The sequence below is a fragment of the Bradyrhizobium betae genome, from assembly GCF_008932115.1.
In the GTDB taxonomy this organism is placed as follows: Bacteria; Pseudomonadota; Alphaproteobacteria; order Rhizobiales; family Xanthobacteraceae; genus Bradyrhizobium; species Bradyrhizobium betae.
The window spans coordinates 6142418-6151457 of record NZ_CP044543.1 but is presented as its reverse complement, the minus strand read 5'-3'; the positions used below and the strand labels follow the sequence as shown (position 1 = coordinate 6151457).

The window sequence follows — 9040 nt, the reverse complement described above, 5'->3', positions numbered from 1 at the left end:
TTTTATTGCTTGGTCTGAAGGATGCTAGTCGAGCGCCGTCGGGTGCGCCAGCGTGGCGACGTCAGATCGCGCCGATCGCGGCAAGGCAGGCTTGCGTCAGCGGCATGCGCTCGCCGACGAGGCGCGGCTCGGTGCAATCCATGTTGAGCGCGAACACCGTGTGCGCCTCGCCCTTCTCGGCCCAGCCAACCATCCAGCCGAGCGAGGGCTCGCCGCGCTCGGCGCCGAGCAGGCCCGACTTGGCGCGGATGATGCTGTCGCCGACCTTGGTCACCGGCAGGATATCGGCGACCACATCCTGGCTGCGCCTGGAGATCGGCAGCGCGCGGCGACGCAGCCGGTCGACGAAATCGATCTGCTCGATCGGATCGATGCGCAAGGCGCCCGTGAGCCAGAACTGGTCGATACCGCCGCCGATGTCGCGATTGCCGTAGTCGAACAGATCGACATATTTCTGCATGCGCTCCTGGCCGATGCGGCGGGCGATCTCCTGATAGACCGGCACCGCGCTCACCGCGATGGCGCTGCGCAGCGTATGATCCTTGTTCCAGGCCTCGATCGGACGCTTCACGCCGTCCCACGGGAACACGTCCTTGTCAGGATCGGCGACGACGCCGGTCTCCAGCGCGATCAGCGAGTTCGGGATCTTGAAGGTCGAGGCTGGCAGCTTGCCCTCGCCCGAGCGCTCCTTGTCGCTGGCGACGATCAGATAGTCCTCGACCTTGTAGCCGACGAAGGTGCCCGACGTGCCGAGGTCGGTGAAACGCTTTGCCAGGCTGTCGCGGATCTCATTGCGCGGCGGCGCGACATGCGCGAGCGCGTGCCGCGGCAGGATCGAAGCTGCGGCAAGAAGGCCGAGGGTGGAACGGCGGGTCAGCACGGGCGATTTCCGTTGAGTCATGAAGGCGACGGCTACAATGCCGCCAATATCTGGTCAAACGATGACGGCGCTCAGCGCCCCCGACCCGACAGCCGCAGCACAAACACCAACACCTCAGCCACGGCCTTGTAGAGATCTGGCGGGATCTCCTCGCCAAGCTCGACCTTGGAGAGCGCACCCGCCAAAATCTCGTTCTCCTCGATCGGGATGTCGTTGGCCTTGGCGATCTCGACGATCTTCTCGCCGATCGTGCCCTTGCCCTTGGCGACAACGACGGGCGCGTTGCTGCCCTTCTCGTAATGCAGCGCAATGGCGAGCTTGGATGGATTGCTCATGTGGCGCGATCCAGGAAATGACCGGCGCGGGCTGGCGCCGGCTGCGGCGGCGTGCCGTCGCGCACCAGGATGTCGCCGGGCTTGAGTTCAGCGCGCGTCAGCGCCTGATTGAGTTCGCCGATGCCGGCGCGAAGTTGCTGCGCGGTCGCGGGGCGCTCCGCCCACATCCGCACGAAGGTCTTGTCGTCGTTGAGCGTGATCAGCGCATGCACGGGGCCGGCCGGCTCGACATTGAGCGTGAAGCGCGCGCGCCAGGCGCGCTTGGCGGGATCGGCAGATTCGTTGCCGCCGTCGCGCGAAATCTCGAACTGCGCCATCGCGGTGCCCTGCGGCGTCGAGAACGGAATCTCGAAATTCCACTGCGGCACGGCTGGATCAATGCGGTGGCCGCCGGCGTCGGTACGATCGGGCAGCGAGGCGACCTGCAACAGCGTCTGCCGCGCGATCGCGGCATCGGTGTCGTCGAGCAGGCGGTGCACCGTTACGGAGAGCGGTGTCTCAGGCGCGAGCGATGGCGCGGCGACCGCCTGCGGCGCCGGCAATGCGCCGCGAAACGGCGGTGGCGTCGTACGCGCGGCGGCCTCGAAGATATGACCGTCGGGCACGACCTTGTTCGAGCCGGGGACGTTGCCCATCAGGCGCGGCAGGTTTTGCGTGACCTCCTGCAACAGGCTTGCGGCAAGGCCTGCGGACATGGTGCGCGGCATCGCGGACTGAGGATTGTTGCCGGCTATGTCGGCCAGCAAGGCGGCCGCGAGATTGGCATCGCGCGGCAGTTGCGGTTGTTGGGCGATCCCGGCACCGGAAGATGACGCGGCCTCACCTGCTGTCTGAGCCGGCGCGGCAACGGCCTGCGGCGTCCCGGTTGTACCAGTCGCAAGCGCGGCACCTTGCACCTGCGGCGCGGTCTCGAGGCTCGCCAGCGTCTGCCGCAGCACCAGCAGCGCGGCCTTCAAATCCGGCACGGCCCCGGAAGGCGGCGTCCCGCCTGCAGCCAGCGAGGCCTCGAGCAGCAGGCCGGATTTCTGGAAGGCGGATTCGATATCGCCGCCATCGAGCCCGGCATTGAGCGGCGTCTGCTGCGCCAGCACGTCCAGCACCGCCTGCTTCAGCCCCGCCGGCAGATCGCTGCCGGTGACGACAGCGGCCAGATTGGCGAACAACGGCGCCTGGCTGCCCTGTTTCGTGACCGCCTCGGCCGAAGCGGCGGTGACGGCGGCCTGCTCCAGCGGCGTCAGCGTGTTGCGTGCGGCAATCGCAGACGGCGCCAGCGATGGGCTCTCCACCAGCGAGGCCGCCCGCGGCGTCAACGTGATCTGATCCCCCGTCGCCTCGCCCGCCCCGCTCATCACCGCGAGCCGGATGGTGCCGCCGTTCTGCGAGACCGCGAGCTGGAGGCTCTGCCCCGGTGTGAGCGACACCTCCGACATCACGTCCATCGACAAATTGGCGATCGCGATCCGCACCAGATTGTCGGCCATCACGCTGACGACCCTGGCGTCGACGACGCTGCCGGCCTGAAGCACGAGATCGGGCGTTGCCGCATCAGCCACGGGGCTGGCGGCACTGACGGGAAGAATCGAGCTTATCGGCGTCGACATCTCAGGGGCCCGGGGAACGCTGGCTCTACCCTAAGGCCGCCCTCGTAAACCTCTCGTTAAGGACCTTTGGCCGCAGCAGGCTTTACGGCGGCCAATACCGCCACGGCGGCCTCGAAATCCCGCAAGCGGGCGGCCCGGCGGGCAGCTGCCTCCTCGTCCACGCCCCATTTCTCGGCGTTCCAGTCCTCGTCGACATGGGCGGCGGCCCAGACCTGGCCGGCATCGTGCACGCCATGGGCCAGTGCCAGCGCCAGCAGCGCCGAACCGGTCAGGGTCGTCACCACATGGAGCGCGGCGACCGACCAGGCATCCCCCGGCAGCGCACCTCGGGCGGCCTGGATGGCCTCGTCCGGCTGCTTCACATGCATGATGCCCTCGGACAGGATGAAATGCGCGCCCAGCGTCTCCGCCGCCCAGAACAGCAGGGGGTCCCAGTGCGCGGCCTCGCGGGCCACCAGCCCCTCGGGGTGGCCTGCCCGATAGAACAGCAGGTCGGACTCGAAGTATTTGGCGAGGTCGTCGGTGACGAGCTCGACGCGGTCGACGACGCCCTCGACCACGCTGTTGGCGATCCGCGTCAGCGGCATGGTCACGGGATCGATCGTCTCGCCCTGCGCCGCCCATTCGGCGGCGACCGCATCGGCCAGTGCGCGCGAGGGGATCACCACCTGGCGGCCGGACGGCGTGCGGATCGGCTTGCCGTCGAGCGTGATGGCGAAGCCGCCCTCGGTTTCAGTGGCGCCGGCCTCCTTGTAGAAGCGCTTGCGCTGTGGCGTACGCGCAGACTGGCGGACCGATTCCCGGGGATCGCGAGCGGATCGCACCGCAGCTTCATCGAACAATTCGCGCATCTTGAGTTTTCGCTCTCCGGCGGTGGATGCTAGTGTTTTAAGATAAGACCATTTTAAGCCAAACCTTGCGGCCGATAAAGCGAGCGGCGGGCATGAGGGAACTTGCGGGCATTGTGGCCCTGTTCGCCGGGCTTTGGCTGGCCGCGGCAGAGGCCGGCTTTCGCACCCCGGAATCGCTGGTCCGCAACGTCTATGCCTATTACGGCGAAGGCGCGCCGGAGCTGTCCAAGGGCCTGCCGCGGGATGCGGCGACCGCCCGGCAGTTCTTCGACCCCTCCTTGCGCAAGGCGTGGTCCGCGCCGCGGACCGAGCCCTATGATTTCCTGGTGCAGAGCCCGAGCTGGAAGCTCGGCCCTGTGACGATCGCGATCGTCCGCAGGCAATATGACAAGACCTATGTCGAGGCGAATTTCGACAATCGCGGCCGGCGGGTGACGCTGAACTTCATCCTGGTCAACGGGCCCGAGGGCTGGCTGATCACCGACGTCGAAAGCCCGCATGACTCCTTGCGGATGTTTCTGGAGCAGTTTCGGAATTGAGGGATTGTCGGTCGTACCAACCACAGCTGTCATGCCCCGGCTTGACCGGGGCATCCAGTACGCTGCGGCTCTCGGTTCAATCACTGCGGTCTCTGGAATACTGGATCGCCCGGTCAAGCCGGGCGATGACAGCGGAGGGTGTGGCTGGTCTACCCCTCTATGGTTCCCGTCGCGCCCTACTCTTCCGGCGCGTTCTCGATCGGATCGAACCGGCTCGCATCGAGCCCGAGCAGATTCCACGATTGCTGCATGTGCGGCGGCAGCGGGGCGGTGGCGTCGATCACGCCGCCGCGCGGATGCGGAATGACGATGCGGCGCGCGAGCAGATGAAGCCGGTTCTGCAAGCCGCCCGGCAATTGCCAGTTCTCGATGTTGAAATATTTGGGATCGCCGACGATGGGATGGCCGATATGCGCCATGTGCGCGCGGAGCTGATGGGTGCGGCCCGTCACCGGCTTCAGCGACACCCAGGTCAGCTTGTTGCCGGCGGTCTCGACCACCGCGTAATAGGTCACCGCGTGGCTCGCGCCCTCGTCGCCATGCTGGGCGATGCGCATGATGGTGTCGTCCTCGCTCTCTTCCTTGGCGAGGAAGGTCGAGATGCGGCCCTGCTTCGGCTTCGGCAGGCCCGGCACCAGCGCCCAATAGGTTTTCCGCGCCGAGCGCGAGCGGAACTCGCCGGTCAGATACGAGGCGGCGAAGCGCGTCTTGGCGATCAGCAGGCAGCCCGACGTATCCTTGTCGATCCGGTGCACGAGCCGCGGCTTCTGCCCCTTGGAGTCGCGCATCACCTCCAGCATCTGATCGATGTGCCGCGTCGTGCCGGAGCCGCCCTGCACCGCAAGCCCGAACGGCTTGTTCAGCACGAGAACGTCGTCGTCCTCGTAAATGGTCATCTCCTTCAGCGCCTTGAGCGTCTTCTGCGCGGCCTCCGACAGTTCGTCGACCGGCTTCGGCGTGTCGAGTTTCAGCGGCGGAATACGGACGCTCTGCCCCTCCTCCAGCCGATCCTTGCTGTCGACGCGCTTGCCATCGACGCGCAGCTCGCCCTTACGGACGACACGCTGGATGTGAGAGAACGACAGGCCCGGAAAGCGCGCTTCGAGGAAGCGGTCGACCCGCATGTTGTTCTCGTCGGCCGTCACCTTGACGGTCTGCACCTTGGTCGGCAGCAGCGCCTCGACGGGCTTTGCCGGCGCAGGCGTTTCCGGCGCGGCCACCTTGGGCGGACGCCGCTCGGCGCGCTCGCCCGCAAAGCGCGGCGGCGGCTTCATGCCCGGCTTGCCGCCCGGACGCGGGCCGGCCTTTGACGCACCGCGCGCTTTGAACGGACGTGCCTCCTTGCGCTCGTCGGGCTCGCGAGGTTTCGGGTTCATTCTCTTGATGCGGCGGCTCATGCGGTTTTTCCAAGCTTTCGTGTCGACTGCGCGGCGCGACGGGGCAGCGTCGCAACCTGCGCACCAACCTCTTTCTCCGCCAGCCGCAGTTCATATTGCTGTTGCAGGTTCATCCAGAATTGCGGACTGGAGCCAAACCAATGACCAAGGCGCAGCGCAGTGTCAGCGGTGATGCCGCGCTGCCCGTTGATGATGCCAGTCACGCGATTTACGGGGACGTCGATCTGACGCGCGAGCTCTGCGGCGGATATGCCGAGTTCTCGCAGCTCTTCAGCGAGATGTTCGCCGGGATGGGTAGGTATGCGGGGCATGGTGTTTTCTTGGTCGGACTAGCGCGAATTACGCGTTACGTAAACCGTAAATCCGACCCTACCGCAAGCTCCAAAGGCCTACTTCCCGCCCCGCTCCTTGCGCAGCTTGGCCCAGTAATCCAGACGCTTGCGGATCTCCCGCTCGAAACCGCGCTCCGGCGGATCGTAGAAGGTCTGACGCCCGAGGGCATCTGGAAAATAGTCCTGCCCCGAGAAGGCGTCGGGGGTGTCGTGGTCGTATTCGTAGGCTGCGCCGTAGCCTTCCGACTTCATCAGCTTGGTCGGGGAATTGAGGATGTGCTTGGGCGGCAGCAGCGAGCCGGCCTGTTTGGCGACCTGCATCGCCGCCTTGAAAGCGGTGTAGACCGCGTTCGATTTCGGCGCGGTGGCGAGATAGACGACCGCCTGCGCGATGGCGAGCTCGCCTTCGGGGTGGCCGAGGAAATCGAAGGCGTCCTTGGCCGCATTGGCGATGACGAGTCCTTGCGGATCGGCAAGGCCGATGTCCTCCACCGCCATGCGCACGACGCGGCGGGCCAGGAACAGCGGGTCCTCGCCAGCATCGAGCATGCGGCAGAGATAATACAGCGCGGCATCGGGATCGGAGCCGCGCACCGATTTATGCAGGGCCGAGATCAGGTTGTAATGGCCGTCGGCCGACTTGTCGTAGATCGGCGCGCGGCGCTGCAGGATGTCCTGCAATTGCGCGGCGTTGAAAATCTCATCCGCCCGCGCCGAACGCCAGACCTCTTCGGCAAGCGTCAGCGACGCCCGTCCATCGCCGTCGGCCATGCGCACCAGCACGGCGCGCGCCTCGTCATCGAGCGGTAGCTTCTTGCCCTCGACCTCCTCGGCATGCGCGAAAAGCTTTTCGATCGCGGCCGCATCAAGCGAGCGAAACACCAATACGCGCGCGCGGGACAGAAGCGCCGCGTTGAGCTCGAAAGACGGGTTCTCGGTGGTGGCGCCGACCATGACGACGGTGCCGTCTTCCATCACGGGGAGAAACGAATCCTGCTGGGCGCGGTTGAAGCGATGCACCTCGTCGACGAACAGCAGCGTGCCCTTGCCCATCTCGCGGCGGGCGCGCGCGGCGTCAAAGGCCTTCTTGAGGTCGGCGACGCCGGAGAACACCGCGGAGATCTGCTCGAAATGCAGATCGGTGGCATCCGCCAGCAGCCGCGCCACGGTGGTCTTGCCGGTGCCGGGCGGGCCCCAGAACACCAGCGATCCCAGCGTGCGCGTCTCCAGCATGCGCGTCAGCGCGCCGTCGGGACCGAGGATGTGATCCTGCCCGACGACCTCCGACAGCACGCGCGGACGCAGCCGGTCCGGCAGCGGATGCGGAGCCTCGTGGTCGAGCCCCGCCGCGGCAAAGAGAGTTGGCGTCTCCTGTGGTCGCTTCGGACTCATCCGCCCAGCGAAACGTTGATCTGCTGGCCGCCACGCACCAGCGTGATGCGCCAGATCCGCGGGCGCTCGCCTGCGGCCTTTTCGAGGTCGCCGGTCTTGCTGATCTTCTGGTTGTTCACCGCCAGGATTATGTCGCCCTTCTGGAAGCCGACACTCGCGGCCGCGCTGTCGCCGCCGAGATCGGTGATCACGACGCCCTCGGTGTCGGCGTCCAGATGCAGCTCATCGGCGACCGCCGGCGTGATGCTCGACACCTTCGCGCCTTGGAACGGCGAGCGCGCGGTGACGACGAGCTCGTTGCGGCCGGTATCGGGCGCGGTCTCCAGCGCCACCACCAGCTTGACCTGCTTGCCGCCGCGTTGCACGTCGATCTGTGCCGTGCCGCCGAGCGGACGCGTCGCGAAGCGGTAGTCGAAGGCGTTGGGATCATCCACGGTCTGGCCGTCGATCCCGGTGATGAGATCGGAAGATTTCAGGCCGGCCTTCGCCGCGGGGCCACTCGAGACCACGCTCGCAACCAGCGCGCCGGTCGGCGAGCGCAGGCCGAGGCTCTCGGCGATCTCGGGCGTCACCGCCTGCAATTTTGCACCGAGCCAGGGACGCTTCACCGCCTTGCCGCCGCCCTTGGCGGAGGCAACGACGACGCGCACCATGTTGGCGGGGATCGCAAAGCCGATGCCCTGCGAGCCGCCGGAGCGCGAATAGATCGCGGTGTTGATGCCGGCAAGCTTGCCGCTCATGTCCACCAGCGCGCCGCCGGAATTGCCGGGATTGATCGCCGCATCGGTCTGGATGAAGAACTGGTAGTCGGTGATGCCGACCTGCGTGCGCGCCAGCGCCGAGATGATGCCGTGGGTCACGGTCTGCCCCACGCCGAAGGGATTGCCGATCGCCAGCACGACGTCGCCGACCAGCAACTCATCCGAATTGGTGAAGTCGAGGGTCGGGAATTTCTCCTTGGTGTCCTTCAGGCGCAGCACGGCAAGATCGGTACGGGGATCCTTCAACAGGATCTCGGCTTCGAACTCGCGCTTGTCCGCCAGCGATACCTTGACCTGGTCGGCGCCCTCGATGACGTGGACGTTGGTGACGACCAGGCCGGAGGCATCGACGATGACGCCGGAGCCGAGCGAGCGCTGCATCTGCTCTGGCTGCTGGCCGGGCACGCCGAAGAAGCGGCGGAAGACCGGGTCGTCGAGCAGCGGATTGCGGTTCTGCACCACCTTGGCCGCATAGACGTTGACGACCGCAGGCTGCACCCGCTGCACGATCGGGGCATAGGACAGCCGCAATTCGGCCGGCGACGACGGGACCCGGCGGTCCTGCGCGGCGGCCGGATCGAAGGAGGCCGAAAAGCCTATGCACAGTACAGTGATGACGGCGGCACGGATCGAGCGAAACATTCCTACCTCTCGGAAAAGACGCCGGAATATAGGCGCGTTCGCCGGCCAATAGAAGGGCGCCGGGCGGCAATATTCAGCCCCTCCCGCCAGCTCCCGGCCAGCAAGGCCTGTGCGCATCACGGGCATTTTGCGGTGTTGCTACGGATTGGCATGAGGCCCGTCATCTTGCATTGTCGCGGAGGGCCGATTCGGTTGCGGCGAATCTACATCAGTGGGAACCCGCACACCGGGACGCGCCGTCGCAGGGCAGTCATCGATCGTTCCTAGGCTCTGCGTTTGCGACTTGGGGAAGTTGGTCAAACCATGGAGT

General features: G+C 66.4%; 9 protein-coding genes. 1 reads left to right on the top strand and 8 read right to left on the bottom strand.

Annotated features, from left to right (window positions below; translation table 11 throughout):
- Window positions 1-61: 61 nt before the first annotated feature.
- The 4 genes from F8237_RS29550 to F8237_RS29535 are packed head-to-tail and all read right to left on the bottom strand — an operon-like array spanning window position 62 to window position 3667.
- The gene (locus F8237_RS29550; RefSeq protein ID WP_374761622.1) at window positions 62-901 is read right to left on the bottom strand and encodes a penicillin-binding transpeptidase domain-containing protein; all 840 of its coding nucleotides are present in this window, start codon (window positions 899-901) and stop codon (window positions 62-64) included.
- A 50-nt stretch (window positions 902-951) separates the two neighbouring features.
- Window positions 952-1215: an EscU/YscU/HrcU family type III secretion system export apparatus switch protein gene (locus tag F8237_RS29545; RefSeq protein ID WP_151649667.1), complete on the bottom strand. Its 264-nt coding sequence runs from the start codon at window positions 1213-1215 to the stop codon at window positions 952-954.
- Window positions 1212-2816 carry a flagellar hook-length control protein FliK gene (gene fliK, locus F8237_RS29540; protein WP_162006265.1) on the bottom strand — a complete coding sequence of 535 codons (1605 nt, stop codon included), beginning with the start codon at window positions 2814-2816 and terminating at the stop codon, window positions 1212-1214. Before fliK ends, F8237_RS29545 begins: the two co-directional genes overlap by 4 nt.
- A 56-nt stretch (window positions 2817-2872) precedes the next feature.
- Window positions 2873-3667, bottom strand: coding sequence for an ATP12 family chaperone protein (locus F8237_RS29535; protein ID WP_151649666.1), 795 nt, complete (start codon window positions 3665-3667; stop codon window positions 2873-2875).
- Window positions 3668-3759: 92 nt separating this feature from the next.
- Here F8237_RS29535 and F8237_RS29530 point away from each other — a divergent pair, with 92 nt between their 5' ends.
- The gene (locus F8237_RS29530; RefSeq protein WP_151649665.1) at window positions 3760-4206 is read left to right on the top strand and encodes a hypothetical protein; all 447 of its coding nucleotides are present in this window, start codon (window positions 3760-3762) and stop codon (window positions 4204-4206) included.
- A gap of 176 nt (window positions 4207-4382) precedes the next feature.
- Here the strand turns inward: F8237_RS29530 and F8237_RS29525 are convergent, their stop codons facing one another.
- From F8237_RS29525 to F8237_RS29510, 4 genes are all read right to left on the bottom strand, one after another.
- Window positions 4383-5603 (bottom strand): RluA family pseudouridine synthase, encoded by a 1221-nt coding sequence (locus tag F8237_RS29525; protein ID WP_151649664.1) that lies wholly within the window; start codon window positions 5601-5603, stop codon window positions 4383-4385.
- Window positions 5600-5914, bottom strand: coding sequence for a HigA family addiction module antitoxin (locus tag F8237_RS29520; protein WP_151649663.1), 315 nt, complete (start codon window positions 5912-5914; stop codon window positions 5600-5602). Before F8237_RS29520 ends, F8237_RS29525 begins: the two co-directional genes overlap by 4 nt.
- A gap of 78 nt (window positions 5915-5992) precedes the next feature.
- Window positions 5993-7327 (bottom strand): replication-associated recombination protein A, encoded by a 1335-nt coding sequence (locus F8237_RS29515; RefSeq protein WP_151649662.1) that lies wholly within the window; start codon window positions 7325-7327, stop codon window positions 5993-5995.
- Window positions 7324-8730, bottom strand: a complete 1407-nt coding sequence (locus tag F8237_RS29510) for a DegQ family serine endoprotease (RefSeq protein ID WP_162006264.1) — start codon at window positions 8728-8730, stop codon at window positions 7324-7326. Before F8237_RS29510 ends, F8237_RS29515 begins: the two co-directional genes overlap by 4 nt.
- Window positions 8731-9040 lie beyond the last annotated feature (310 nt).